General features: G+C 44.6%; 8 protein-coding genes and 1 pseudogene. 4 read left to right on the top strand and 5 right to left on the bottom strand.

The window, feature by feature from the left end:
• The first annotated feature begins 15 nt into the window (after positions 1-15).
• Entirely contained in the window at positions 16-2,040 is a 2,025-nt protein-coding gene (locus A7D14_RS10105; protein ID WP_067033809.1) for a S9 family peptidase, read from the top strand.
• A gap of 129 nt (positions 2,041-2,169) precedes the next feature.
• Here A7D14_RS10105 and A7D14_RS10100 read toward each other — a convergent pair whose 3' ends face one another.
• The 4 genes and pseudogenes from A7D14_RS10100 to A7D14_RS10085 all read right to left on the bottom strand — a co-directional run bounded on the left by A7D14_RS10100 (position 2,170) and on the right by A7D14_RS10085 (position 8,517).
• Positions 2,170-3,597 carry a TolC family protein gene (locus A7D14_RS10100; RefSeq protein WP_255307433.1) on the bottom strand — a complete coding sequence of 476 codons (1,428 nt, stop codon included), beginning with the start codon at positions 3,595-3,597 and terminating at the stop codon, positions 2,170-2,172.
• Positions 3,587-6,853 carry an efflux RND transporter permease subunit gene (locus A7D14_RS10095; protein ID WP_067033793.1) on the bottom strand — a complete coding sequence of 1,089 codons (3,267 nt, stop codon included), beginning with the start codon at positions 6,851-6,853 and terminating at the stop codon, positions 3,587-3,589. Before A7D14_RS10095 ends, A7D14_RS10100 begins: the two co-directional genes overlap by 11 nt.
• Positions 6,854-6,879: 26 nt before the next feature.
• Positions 6,880-7,961: pseudogene (locus tag A7D14_RS10090) on the bottom strand (efflux RND transporter periplasmic adaptor subunit).
• Positions 7,962-8,130: 169 nt separating this feature from the next.
• Complete coding sequence (locus A7D14_RS10085; RefSeq protein WP_067033790.1) at positions 8,131-8,517, bottom strand: hypothetical protein; 387 nt, start codon at positions 8,515-8,517, stop codon at positions 8,131-8,133.
• Between the two features lie 270 nt (positions 8,518-8,787).
• Here A7D14_RS10085 and A7D14_RS10080 point away from each other — a divergent pair, with 270 nt between their 5' ends.
• From A7D14_RS10080 to A7D14_RS10070, 3 genes are all read left to right on the top strand, one after another.
• Positions 8,788-9,363 (top strand): Crp/Fnr family transcriptional regulator, encoded by a 576-nt coding sequence (locus tag A7D14_RS10080; RefSeq protein ID WP_067033858.1) that lies wholly within the window; start codon positions 8,788-8,790, stop codon positions 9,361-9,363.
• Between the two features lie 66 nt (positions 9,364-9,429).
• Positions 9,430-9,870 carry a carboxymuconolactone decarboxylase family protein gene (locus tag A7D14_RS10075; protein WP_067033856.1) on the top strand — a complete coding sequence of 147 codons (441 nt, stop codon included), beginning with the start codon at positions 9,430-9,432 and terminating at the stop codon, positions 9,868-9,870.
• Between the two features lie 238 nt (positions 9,871-10,108).
• Positions 10,109-10,693 (top strand): hypothetical protein, encoded by a 585-nt coding sequence (locus A7D14_RS10070; RefSeq protein WP_067033787.1) that lies wholly within the window; start codon positions 10,109-10,111, stop codon positions 10,691-10,693.
• A gap of 38 nt (positions 10,694-10,731) precedes the next feature.
• Here the strand turns inward: A7D14_RS10070 and carB are convergent, their stop codons facing one another.
• The gene (gene carB, locus A7D14_RS10065) at positions 10,732-13,584 is read right to left on the bottom strand and encodes a carbamoyl-phosphate synthase large subunit (RefSeq protein WP_067033784.1); all 2,853 of its coding nucleotides are present in this window, start codon (positions 13,582-13,584) and stop codon (positions 10,732-10,734) included.
• Positions 13,585-13,747 lie beyond the last annotated feature (163 nt).

Genomic DNA, 13,747 nt, shown 5'->3' with positions numbered 1-13,747 from the left:
ACTAAAATCAACACTATGAAAAAACTACTCAACCTAATGCTCTTGGTCGCTCTTATCCCTTTGGGATATGGCCAAGTACAGTCCAACTTGGAACTCTTGGACATCTTTAATATGGAATATGTGTCCGACCCACAAATTTCTCCCGATGGCTCCAAAGTCATCTATGTTCGGAATTTTAAGGATGTGATGACAGACCGAAACCTTTCCAATCTGTGGATCGTGAATTTTGATGGGTCCAACAACCGCCCTTTGACCACGGGAAACCACAACGATTTTTATCCCAGATGGTCGCATGATGGGTCCAAAATCATTTTTAAGTCAAACATGGCAGATGACAAGATGAAACTTTACCTGATGTGGTTGGACACCAAGGAAACCATGGCCTTGACCAACACACCACAAACTCCGGGACAGGTTTCATGGTCGCATGACGACAAGCATTTGGCCTTTACGATGTTTGTTCCCAAGGAAAATCCATCCATTGTAAAGCTTCCGGCCAAACCCGAAGGTGCCAAATGGAACGACCCGCCCAAGTATATCGACCAAATGAACTATCGTGGCGATGGACAAGGGTATCTGAAAGGTGGAAATACGCAATTGTTCACCTTGCCCATCAGTGGGGGCACACCAAAACAACTCACCTTTACCGATTTTGACCACGGAGGTCCTGTTTGGTCCAAGGACAATTCCCATTTGTACTTCAGTGCCAATTTCCACAAGGATGAGGAATTTGAGCCAGCCAACAGTGAAATCTATAGCATAAGTGTTACTGATGGAAAGATTACGCCTCTTACCGAACGATTTGGTCCCGATGGCAACCCCGTTTTGTCACCCGATGGGTCCAAAATCGCATATCTGGGCTATGATGATACCTTCCAAGGCTACCAATTGACCCAATTGTATGTGATGAATGTGGACGGTAGCGGTTCGCAACTCATTTCTGGAAATTTTGACCGGGATGTGGAGGATATGGCTTGGAACAACAAAGGGAACGGACTTTATTTTAGCTATACCGATCAAGGGATGGGTAAATTGGCTTCCATGAGCCTATCTGGTGCTGTGGAAGACATCACCGATGAACTGGGTGGGCTCAATCTGGGACGACCCTACAACGGAGCCAGTTTTTCAGCCTCAACCAATGGGAAATTTGCCTATACCCTTGGCACCACAAAATATCCTGCCGATTTGGCCGTGGTGGATTCCAAAAAGAGCAAAAAACGACTCACCACACTCAATGATGACCTTTTTGCATTCAAAAAATTGGGCAATGTTGAGGAAATTTGGTGGGAGTCGTCCTATGACCAGCGTAAAATTCAAGGTTGGGTGGTCACCCCTCCGGATTTTGACCCTGCCAAAAAATATCCCATGATCTTGGAAATCCACGGAGGGCCTTTCCAAAGTTATGGGGCTGTATATTCCGCAGAGATACAGGCCTATGCCGCCGAAGGCTATGTGGTGCTTTACTCCAATCCCAGAGGAAGTACCAGTTATGGCGAGGAGTTCGGAAACCTTATCCACCACGATTATCCCAACCACGATTACGACGATTTGATGTCCGGAGTGGATGCCGTATTGGCGAAGGGATATGTGGATGAGAACAATCTTTTTGTCACCGGAGGTAGCGGTGGCGGCGTGCTCACGGCTTGGATTGTGGGCAAAACAGACCGATTTAAGGCAGCCGTGGTGGCCAAACCTGTCATCAACTGGACCAGTTTTGTGTTATATGCCGATGCGCTTCCGTTCTTCTCCAAATATTGGTTCGGTAAAAAACCTTGGGAAGACCCGGAAAACTATATACGCCGCTCTCCGTTGACCTATGTGGGCAATGTGACCACGCCCACCATGTTATTGACCGGCGAAGAAGATTACCGTACCCCAATTGCGGAATCTGAGCAGTTTTATGCCGCACTGAAATTGCAAAATGTGGAAACCGCCATGGTTCGTATTCCGGGTGCCTCACACGGCATCGCCAACAGACCCAGCAATTTGATTGCGAAGATTGCGAGTGTTTTGGCTTGGTTTGAGAAATATAAGGAGTAATAATTCTATTTAAATTATCTATTTGAAAAATTTAGAAAGCCCATGTTACAATTGTAACACGGGCTTTCGCTTTTGAGACAACCGATAGCTTGTTAAGTAGGTGCAACGGCAACCATCGATTTGGGACTCTTAATTCCAGCCACCTCCCAGGGCCCTATACATGGTAACCTGTGCCAGCATCTGGTCTTTTTTGGTCTCCACAAGTTCCATTCTGGATTCCAAGGCCTCCCGCTGTGCCAACAATACCTCAATATATTCCACCCGTGCGGATTGGAAAAGGCGTGTTGACAGGTCAATGGATTCCGTTAGGGCCTGTACTTGACCTTCTTTTAAATCATAGCTCATTTTTAAGTTGTCGATGTTGGACAACTGATTGGCCACTTCGATATACGCATTCAAAATGGCCTTTTCATATTCGTACACCGCCTGCAATTGTCGGTCCGTGGCATTCTTGTATTGCGCCTTGATGGCATTTCGGTTGATCAAAGGTGCTACCATGTCCCCCATTACCGAATACAAAACAGATTCAGGGGTGGTGGTCAAATACTTCGTATCGAATGCCTCCAATCCTGCTCCGGCCTTGATGGTAAACTGTGGATAAAAACTGGCTTTGGCCGCTTTGGTATCCAACTTGGCCGCTGCCAATTCAAATTCCGCTTGGCGAACATCAGGGCGGTTTTGCAACAATTGCGAAGGTATCCCGGCATAAATGGTGTCGATGGATGTTTCAATAAAATTATCCGACTCCCGCTGAATGTGCTGTGGCGACCTCCCAATCAAGAAATTAAGTCGATTCTCCGTTTCCACGATTTCCTGTTGGATTTCGTATTTATGGCTTTGGTTTTTCATCACCTCAGCCTGAAAACGTTTTACAGCCAACTCAGTCGCCCTTGCCGCCTGCTTTTGTAGTTTTACCATTTTTAGGGCATTCTGCTGAATCTCCAAATTCTGGTCAATGATGGACAATTGGTTGTCCAAGGCCATCAATTCATAATAGGAATCCGCAATCTCTGCCACCAAATTGGTGACCATAAAGTTCTTGCCCTCAACGCTGGACAGGTATTCAAAAACCGCTGCTTTTTTCTCGTTGCGCAACTTTTTCCAGACATCCAGTTCCCATGTGGCAAACGCACCTACACTATAATTGGTCAAAGGTTCGGGGAACTCTTCCCCTTCCTTCACTTCTAGGTTCTTCTCCACGGCACCGTTACGGGTATATTCGCCCACTTTATCCACTTCGGCTCCCGCCTGAATGTTTACAAAGGGTAAATATTCCCCTTTTTTAGCCTGAATGACATTCTTGGCCATATCCACTTGCTGAAGCATAATGTTCAGCTCTTGGTTGTTCACCAAAGCGGTATCGATCAAGGCAACAAGGTTGGGGTCCTTAAAAAACTCCCTCCATTGTACCATACCGGTATTCACCGTGTCGATAGATTGATTTTGATACTGTTCGGGAACAGCGGTGTTTACATCCCGTATCTCACGGGTGGGCACACAAGAATATAGGGCCACTACACTGAGAAGACCTATCATATAAGATTTACTATTCTTCATCTTTGTTCCCTTTTTTCTTATTGTTTCCATTTCTACTGGTCATTTTTTTCAAAAGTCGATTTACTTCACGCAAACGCATCTTAAGCTTACTATCATCACTAGGTTTAAAGAACTCTTCGGAAATCGGTTCGTCGTGCTCATCCCTGATAAGACTCTTGCCTTCGGCCATTTTGGCGAAGATGTAATAGAGTCCGGGAATGACCAATACCCCAAAGAGGGTACCAATGAGCATCCCACCAAGGGCAGACCCACCAATGGTCCTGTTCCCGATAGCTCCAGCTCCAGTGGCAACCACCAAGGGAATCAATCCGGCGATAAAGGCAAAGGAGGTCATCAAAATCGGTCTAAACCGTTGTTTTGACCCTTCAATGGCCGCGGCCAAGATGGTGGCGCCCTGGCGGTGTTTCTGTACCGCAAATTCCACGATCAATACCGCGTTTTTACCCAGCAGTCCCACCAGCATGATCATACCGATCTGTGCGTAAACGTCATTGGACAGTCCCATAACCTTCAGTAAGAAGAATGAACCGAATACCCCAACGGGTAGGGAGAGGATTACTGCAAGTGGTAACAAGAAACTTTCATACTGTGCGGCCAATACGAGATAAACGAATATCAATACCACAATAAAAATGTAGATGGATTCATTCCCGCGTTGCGCCTCATCATAGGAAAGTCCTTCCCAAGCAATGTCGTACCCCCTTGGCAAGCTCTGTTCGGCCACTTCTTGAATGGCTTTAATGGCATCCCCACTGGTAAACCCTGCGGCAGGAAGCCCCCGAATGGCAGCGGAATTATAGAGGTTATATCGTGTAATCTCATTGGGGCCGAGTTTTTTCTCCATCGTCATAAAGGCGGAATACGGTACCATTTCACCTTCTTCGTTCTTCACAAACAGCTTTTCAAGGTCCGAAGGCATCCCACGATATTCCGGAGCAGCTTGGGTGTATACCTTGAAAAACCGTCCAAAACGGATAAAACCCTGTTCATAGGTACTACCAATAAGAATATTCAGGTTTTCCATGGCTTTTCCAATGGAAACTCCCTTCTGCATGGCGGCCTTATTGTTGATTTTCAACTCATACTGCGGATAATTGGCAGCGAAAAAGGTGAACAAACCGGCCAACTCCTTGCGCTCGCGAAGTGCATCCATAAAATTATTGTTGATACGCTCAAACTCGTGGTAATCGGTACCGTTGGTCTTGTCCAACAAACGCATGGAGAAACCACCGGAAGAACCAAAACCTGGCACAGCTGGGGGCTCGAAGTATTCAATTACTGCACCGAGGTCCTTGGTCTCTTCCTCCAACTCTTCCATAATCTCGTGCACGGAATGTTCCCGTTGCGACCATGGTTTTAAGTTGATCAAACAGGTACCGGCATTGGAACCACGACCTTCGGTCATGATCTCGTATCCGGCCAATGAGGAAACGGATTCAACCCCTTCGGTTTCCTCACATATCTTTTGAAGTTTTCGGGCCACCTCATTGGTTCTTTCCAAAGTAGCTCCGGGAGGGGTTTGGATGATGGCATAGATCATCCCTTGATCCTCGTTAGGAATAAATCCGGCAGGCAACACCTGATTGGTAAAGAAAATCCCCGCGCAAAAGGCCAACAATATGCCAAAAGTGACCACTCTTCGATTTACGATCTTGTTCAGCACACCTACATATCTACCTGTCAGCTTTTCAAATTTGGCATTGAACCAATCGATGAAACGGTTTACAGGTGATTTTCTGCGCGGCTTGCCATGGGTGTTTTTCAGCATCATGGCGCAAAGCACCGGGGTCAAGGTCAGGGCAACAATGGCCGAAATGACAATAGATCCCGCCATGGTGATGGAGAACTGCCGGTAGAAGACCCCAACCGGTCCGGTCATGAATGAAATCGGGATAAACACCGAGGTCATTACCAAGGTGATGGCGATGATGGCCCCACCAATTTCTCCCAATACTTCATACGAGGCTTTGTAGGGTGTGAGGTTTTCCTCGTGCATCTTCACGTGGACGGCCTCGACCACCACAATGGCATTATCCACCACAATACCGATGGCCAAAACCAATGCGAACAGGGTTATCAGGTTGATGGACAATCCGAAGAGCTGCATTACAAAGAAGGCCCCGATCAAGGAAACGGGTACGGCGATAATTGGAATCAAAGTGGAACGCCAATCACCCAAGAACAAAAATACTACAATGGCCACCAAGATAAAGGCATCCCGAAGCGTGTGCAATACTTGTTCAATGGAGGCGTCCAAGAAATTTGAAACGTCGTAACTGATCTTATAATCGATTCCCGGGGGCATTTCTGCTTCCAGTTCATCCAGTTTATCCTTTACCTCAGCGATAACATCACTTCCGTTACTACCAAAGGTCTGTTTCAATACGATGGATGCGGAAGGTTTTCCGTCCAAATTGGAATAAATATCGAAGAACTCACTTCCGAGTTCCACATCGGCCAAATCGCCCAATTTCAATATTTCTCCTTCCTCATTGGCTTTGATGATAATATCCTCGTACTGTTCGGGGTCACTGTACCGGTCCTGATATACCAAGACGTACTCCAGAGACTGGGCCTTTTTACCGGAACTTCGCCCCAATCGTCCGGGTCTTGCCAAAATACTTTGGTCTTCCATGGCCTCCAAAATCTCTTCAGCCGAAACATTGTATGCCCGCATTCGGTCTGGTTTCAACCACACCCGCATGGCAAATTTGCGGCTTCCCAATATCTGGGCACTGGCAATACCGTTGATCCGCTGTATTTCGGGAATCATTTTGGTATAGGCGTAGTTGTAGAGGAACTTTTCGTCATTGTTCTTTGAATCACTGTACAGGTTCACGTACATTAACATACTGGGCTGTACGGGGGTAATGATGACCCCTTCACGCTGTACTAGTTCGGGAAGTAAGGGCATTACTTGGTCCACCCGGGTCTTTACCCTCACCACTGCTTGGTTGGGGTCGGTTCCCGGTTCAAAGATTACACGCAGTGTACCTTCTCCTGCACTGGTCGCATCCGAAGCAATATATCGCATTCCCTGTACCCCGTTTATGGAAGTTTCCAAAGGAATAAGGGTCGATTTCACCAATACGTCCGCACTTGATCCAGGGTAAGCGATAAAAATATTGACGGTGGTTGGCGCAATCTGTGGAAACTGCGATATGGGCAGTTGTTTTATAGCGAGTAGACCGGTAAAGACAATGATCACGGAGATCACAATTGCCAATACGGGCCTATGAATAAATTTTTTAAACATCTTATTAGAAGATTATGGGATTTGTACTACTCTGTGTATAATTCTAAGTTGGCCAAGATTTCATCCGGCTTTTCAAAATCGTAATGAATCTTCTCACCATTTCTCACCATCCGAATACCTTCCAGCAAGACTTTGTCATCTTCTGACAGTCCCTTTTCCACCACAAAAAGATGGGGCAGTTCGGCACCCACTATAATTTCCCGTTGTTGCACTTTGTCCTCCTTATCCAGCACGAAGACATATTTTTTGTCCAAAACCTCAAAAGTGGCCTTTTGGGGAATGAGCATGGCATTTTCAAGGGGGACCCGCATTAAAATACTTCCGGTTTCACCATGACGAAGAATCCCATCAGGGTTATCAAAAGTGGCCCGAAAAGCAATGTTTCCTGTCTCGTTGTTGAACTCCCCTTCAATGGTTTCGACAATTCCGGGTTGGTTAAACTTTTTATTGTTTGCCATGAGAAGATCTACCTTTTGTTTGCTGTTCTTATTGGCACTGGTGATGTAATCCAAATACTCAGCTTCAGGCACATTGAAATAGACCCACATTTTACTGTTATCCGAAAGCGTGGTCAATAGTTCGCCCTCATCCAAAAGGCTGCCCTCCCTTACGTGAAGATGGTCCATGATACCATCAAAAGGCGCTCTAATGTCTGTGAACCCCAAATGCGTTTCGGCCAATGAAACTTCAGCTTTGGCCCTATCGTATTCTGCTTTGGCCATGGCTAGCTCATTTTCAGAAACTACGTTGCCATCGGCCAACAATTTGGTGTTTTTGTACTCAATTTCGGCAACTTCCGCCTCAGCTTTGGCCTTTTGAAGATCGGCTTCGTATACATTGGGCATGATGTGGAACATTTGCTGTCCCTTTTTTACATGTTGCCCTTCATCCACAGAGATGTGCTGTAAATACCCTTTTTCCAAGGCCCTGAGTTCAATATGTCTAATGGAATGGATTTGGCACACATAATCTTTGGTGATGGAAGTGTCCTTTCTAATGGGGCTGCTCACTAGGAATTGGTTTCGTCCTTTTTTTCGTGTTTTTTGGACTCGCAGCTTGTATGGCAAAACAATACAAGCAAGCCAATGAACATGGGAATTCTCCTCATAATTGTACGGGTTTAAAAAAATTGGTGTTTGAGATATTTGATGGAAAGACCCAAATTCATTTTAGCATGGGCCTGCCCAGGTTATTGAAAAGTATTCAATGGGTTTGATGGTAAGTGCCCACTGGATATGTGGGTTTACTTTTGGAGTGTTCTCCTATATTCTAAATACTTAGAACCTAACGTGTTGCTTAATGGAAGAAGCGGCCTTGGGTTTGGAAAATCCCTGGTTTGTGTTGGATTCAATAAATGACTGCCCCCAAACTGAGACATAAAAAAGGGCAGTGTGTGAACCGCCGTACTGTAAGGAAATGGTATGGGACGTTACCTCTTCTTCCTTTTCTTCTTGTTCCTCAACATCAATTTCTGCACAGTGCTTTCTCTCCAGCCCCAACTCCATCATATGGAATGAAGCAGAGGAATGTTGATTTTCAAGATTTTGAAGATAGCAGGCATTTTCAGCAGTTACATCGCTTTGCGAATCTGCATATAGATTAATGAATCCTCCCAACAACAGGATGCATAGAGGAAACAAATATCGTTGTAACGCCTTTTTCATTTGGGGAACAAAACTATGCTACGTGAACTATACGCACAAATAGTGTTTGTTAATATTGGTTAAAATTACCATTACCCCTTTGATTTTTACAAAAAGTGCCGTACTTCTTTCATATAAATACATTAACTGTAAAATTCTTTCCATTGTTTTAACAAAAATTTATCTCTTTGCTGAATTCCTTTTTAAGACATGAAAAATTAGCACTCAACCGTGTTCATTTTCATGTTTTTTTCAAAGAACAATTCCTTTCTTTCTAATTTTGGAACAGCCATGTCAGATCAGTTCTTCACCCATATCAACCAGTTTGCTGCCGTTAGCAGGGAGGATTTTCAAAGAATCATCATGTTTTTTGAGTTCCAAAATGTATCCAAAAAACAGGTCTTGATTGAAGCCGGAAATTCCTGCTCTCACAATTTTTTTGTGCTCAAAGGGTGCCTCCACATGTACTTTACCAATGAAAAGGGAATAGAGCGAACCGTACAGTTTGCCATTGACGATTGGTGGATGACAGATTGTTTGGCCTACTTGAACCAAACGAAGTCGGGTTTTACCATCCAGGCCGTTGAGGACACCCAACTGCTTTCCATTACCTTTGATGGGCAAGAGCAATTACTCGAAGAATTTCCGCAATTGGAACGGTACTTTAGGATCATGTATCAAATTGGGTATGGTTCTTCCTTGATGAAAATGAAACACATGTTCGATTTTTCAAAAGAAGAAATCTACCTCCACTTTACCGAACACTATCCTGATTTTGCCCAACGGGTCCCCCAATATTTGATTGCCTCCTTTTTAGGGCTCACCCCGGAATATGTGAGTGAGATTCGGGCTAAAAAGCGTTCTTAAACCTGTTTAAGTTTTTTGGATGGGCCATGGAATACCTTCGTTCCGTATTCAAAAAACAAAGAAAACATGGAACCAAGAATTCAAATTGATGCAACAGAACCTCAGGCTTTTAAGGCTGTGATGGAACTTGAAAAGTATCTCCAACAAGGCCAGTTGAGCAAAACCCACTACAAACTCATCAAAACCAGGGCCAGTCAGATTAATGGTTGTGCATTCTGCATAAATATGCATACCAAGGAAGCCCTAGAGCTGGGAGAAAACCCAAAGCGATTATTTCTACTGGATGCTTGGTGGGACACAGACCTTTATTCCGAAGAAGAACAGGTCATTCTTAAAATTACTGAGGAAGTGACCCTGATCCACAAAAATGGTTTGACCCAAGAAACCTATCTAAAAGCTTTGGAACTATTTGATGAGCACTACCTTTCGCAAATCATCATGGCCGTGGTAACCATAAATGTATGGAACCGGATTGCCATTAGTACCCTTAAACCACTAGAGGGTTAAGGTTTGCAATTGTAATGGATTGAAGGAGGGTGTCTAAAAAGCAACAAAAGTTTGAATTTGTCAGGTTGAGTGCAGTCGAAGCCCATTGATTATCAGCACTCTTTAGGTTCTCGACTGCGCCTGTCTGCCGACAAAGGCAGGCTCGAACTGACAGATAACGAGCTTTTAGACATCCTCTTTTATGGTTTTCTCAATTAATTCCTTTTATTTCGTTCCTAACATGCTTTAAACCAAATCCATGAAAACAAAATTCTTGTTCCTACTTACTGCATTTATCTCACTTTCCTTGATCTCTTGTATTGATGGCAAAAAGAAAAACTCGGATTCACCCATCAATGAAAATGATTTTTTCAAAATAAATGTGGATAACGATTATAGTATCCGTATTCCTAGGGATATGCAAAAGACCACAGGGCTGAACAGCGATGCTCCCCTTCAGTATCAGAACATCTACAAAGAAGTCTATACCATCGTTATTGATGAACCCAAAAAGGAGTTTGTTGATGCAATGAAGGAACTGGGTCATGAGGAAAAATCCACTCTTGCCTTCTATCGGGATATCCAATCAAAAAGACTTGTGGAACGAATGGACATTACCAACCAATCCAAGCCTACCCCTATGCATATTTCAGGATTGGAAGCCGAGGCCCTTGAAATTGATGCCAAGGTGGATAACATTGAGGAGGAATTGACCTACTTTCTGACCTTTTTGGAAGGGGAAAACAAGATTTATATGATCATGTCCTGGACCTTGAAAAGCAAAAAAAAGGAGTACAAAAAAACCTTTGAAACAATTGCACAATCTTTTGAAGTCAAAGATTAGGCAACCACCACAAAGGTTTATTTTTTAAAATATTGGGTTTACTTACTCAAGTACATTTTTCTTCGCGAATACAAATTGTAGAACTCATCGTCCTTAAGGCTGTCTATGAACAGAATACTTTCTCCCGTACTCTTCATTTCCGGCCCTAGGTTCTTGTTCACATTAGGGAATTTGTTGAATGAGAACACAGGCTGTTTTATGGCGTAGCCATCCAGCTTTGGATTGAATTTGAAATCCTTGATCTTCTTCTCGCCCAACATTACCTTGGTGGCAAAATTCACATAGGGCTCGCCGTAGGCTTTGGCAATAAAGGGCACTGTTCTTGACGCCCTAGGGTTGGCCTCGATGATGTAAACAATATCGTCCTTGATCGCAAACTGTATGTTGATCAATCCAACGGTGTTCAGTGCCAATGCAATCTTACGGGTGTGATCTTTGATTTGCTGCATTACAAACTCTCCCAGATTGAAAGGTGGTAAAGTGGCGTTGGAATCCCCTGAATGTATTCCACAGGGTTCAATATGCTCCATGATTCCTATGATGTACACATCTTCCCCGTCGCAAATGGCATCCGCTTCGGCTTCAATGGCTCCATCCAAATAGTGGTCCAACAACAACTTATTGTTTGGGATGCTCCGCAATAAATCCACTACATGGGCTTCCAGCTCTTCTTTGTTGATAACAATCTTCATCCCCTGTCCCCCTAGAACGTAGGAGGGCCTCACCAAAAGCGGAAAGTTCAGTTCGTCGGCCAATTCCAAGGCTTCTTCCGCCGTTTCGGCAACCCCAAATCTTGGGTAGGGAATATTGTTTTCCTTCAATAAAGTGGAGAAACTACCCCTGTCCTCTGCCAAATCCAAGGATTTAAAGCTTGTTCCAATAATATTTATGCCATATTTATCCAGCTTTTCGGCCAATTTCAATGCGGTTTGGCCTCCCAACTGCACAATAACCCCTTCGGGCTTTTCATGGCGAATGATGTCGTAGATATGTTCCCAGAAAACGGGCTCAAAATAGAGCTTGTCGGCTGTATCAAAATCCGTGGAAACCGTTTCTGGGTTACAGTTGATCATAATGGTCTCGTAACCACATTCGGCAGCAGCCAATACCCCGTGAACACAGCAGTAATCAAACTCTATCCCCTGCCCAATTCGGTTTGGCCCGGACCCAAGAACCACAACTTTTTTCTTGTCCGTCACCACGCTATCGTTGGCCACGTAGCGTTCACCGTCCGGGGTTTCAATTTCCTCCTCAAAAGTGGAGTAATAGTAGGGAGTGACCGCTTTAAATTCAGCAGCACAGGTATCCACTAATTTGTAGACCCGATTAATGTTCAATTCCATCCGCTTGCTGTGCACCTCACTCTCCCAACAATCCAACATATGTGCAATTTGCCTATCGGCGAAACCTTTTTGCTTCGCTTCCAACAATAGCGCTTTTGGCAGGCTTTCTATGGTATATTTTGAAATTTCCATCTCCAAGAAATGGAGTTCCTCATATTGTTTTAAGAACCACATGTCTATTTTGGTGATGTCGTGGATGCGCTTCAACGGAATCCCCAATTGAATGGCATCGTAAATCACAAAAACACGGTCCCAACTGGGCACTTTTAATTTATGGATGATCTTTTCATAATCCTTGTATCCTTTCCCGTCGGCCCCAAGTCCATTTCGTTTGATTTCAAGGGATTGCGTGGCTTTGTGCAGGGCTTCTTGGAACGAACGGCCAATGCCCATCACCTCTCCAACAGACTTCATCTGTAGTCCCAAAGTCCGGTCAGAACCTTCAAACTTGTCAAAATTCCAACGTGGGATTTTTACGATGACGTAGTCCAAGGTGGGCTCAAACAAGGCCGAGGTGGACTTGGTAATCTGGTTGTCCAACTCGTCCAAGGTATAGCCGATGGCCAATTTGGCCGCAATTTTTGCAATGGGGTATCCAGTGGCTTTGGATGCCAATGCGGATGATCGCGAAACCCTTGGGTTGATCTCGATGGCAATAATATCTTCTTTTTCATCCGGACTCACCGCAAACTGTACGTTACAACCCCCGGCAAAATCCCCGATGCTACGCATCATGTGGATGGCCATATCCCGCATCCGCTGAAAAGTGCGGTCTGAAAGCGTCATTGCAGGGGCCACGGTAATGGAATCACCCGTATGGATGCCCATGGGATCCATATTTTCAATGGTACAGATGATGACCACGTTGTCGTTTTTGTCCCGCAATAACTCCAGTTCGTATTCCTTCCAGCCCATCAAGGCCTTATCGATCATCACCTCATGAATGGGTGACACCTCCAGACCATGGCTCAACATATCATCAAAATGTTCTGGATCATAAACGATACCTGCTCCGGCTCCTCCAAGGGTAAATGAAGCTCGTATCACCAAAGGAAAACCAAATTCCTGTGCAATTTCCTTTCCTTTCAAAAAGGAGGTTGCGGAAGCTTGTGGTGGCATTCCAATGCCAATTTTCAGCATCAATTCCCTAAACTTTTCACGGTCTTCGGTAATGTTGATGGCATCAATGTCCACGCCGATGATCTCCACGCCAAAATCCTCCCAAATCCCTTTTTCATCGGCCTCAATACAAAGGTTCAATGCCGTTTGCCCCCCCATGGTGGGCAATACTGCATCTACGTTGGGATGCTTCTTTAAAATCTCAACGATTGATTTGGTGGTCAAGGGCTTCAAATACACATGGTCTGCCATGGTGGGGTCTGTCATGATCGTAGCCGGATTGCTGTTGATCAAGATAGTTTCAATACCGTCCTCGCGAAGCGAGCGAAGTGCTTGGGAACCTGAATAATCGAACTCACATGCCTGACCAATGATGATAGGGCCAGAACCGATAATCAAAATGGATTTTAAATCTTTTCTCTTTGGCATTCTATATAGGGTGTTACTCGTTTTTTTTGTTGGCACGTCAAAAAAAAGGTGTTACTGAAAAAGTAACACCTTTAATTTATAATTAAAATACTATCATTATTTTTTATGTCTTGGCTCAGAGGAAACCGTTAATCTTTTTCTTCCCTTGGCTCTTCTTCTCGCA

The organism is Allomuricauda sp. CP2A, assembly GCF_001683915.1.
Classification (GTDB): Bacteria; Bacteroidota; Bacteroidia; order Flavobacteriales; family Flavobacteriaceae; genus Flagellimonas.
Note: the sequence above shows the minus strand (reverse complement) of the source record. Positions and strands in the feature narration are given on the sequence as shown.